At 63.2% G+C, this 468-nt stretch carries 1 protein-coding gene; it reads left to right on the top strand.

Going from position 1 to position 468, the window contains the following annotated elements; genetic code table 11:
* Window positions 1-468: calcium-binding protein (locus NHU87_RS28320; RefSeq protein ID WP_367399075.1), on the top strand; the 468-nt coding region annotated here is incomplete at both ends.

Genomic DNA, 468 nt, shown 5'->3' with positions numbered 1-468 from the left:
GGCGGCGCCGGCGACGACACCTACGTCCTCGACCAATTCGGCGAACTGGCGCTGTTGCGGGAAACGGCCGATGAGGGTCGCGACCTGCTGAACATCAGCTACGCCTCGACCTTGACCACCAGCACCGTCGACCTCAGCCAGAGCAGCCTGCAGAACGTCGAAAACGTCACCCTCACCGGCCTCGGCGCGTTCACCGTAATCGGCAACGACCTGAACAACACCCTAATCGGCAACGCCAACATCAACACCCTGCAGGGCGGGGCCGGCAACGACTGGCTGGATGGCGGCGTGGGCGCTGACACCCTCAGCGGCGGCAGCGGTGACGACACCTACGTCATCGACAACCCCGTCGACAAGATTGTTGAAAACACTGACGAAGGCCGTGACCTGGTCCGCACGGCGGTGAGCTACACCCTGTCGGCCAACGTTGAAGACGGCGTGCTGCTGGGTACAGCGGCACTTAATTTG

The organism is Pseudomonas mandelii, assembly GCF_024138395.1.
Classification (GTDB): Bacteria; Pseudomonadota; Gammaproteobacteria; order Pseudomonadales; family Pseudomonadaceae; genus Aquipseudomonas; species Aquipseudomonas mandelii_E.
The sequence above is the reverse complement of the archived record's forward strand: the minus strand, read 5'-3'. Positions and strand labels throughout refer to the sequence as shown.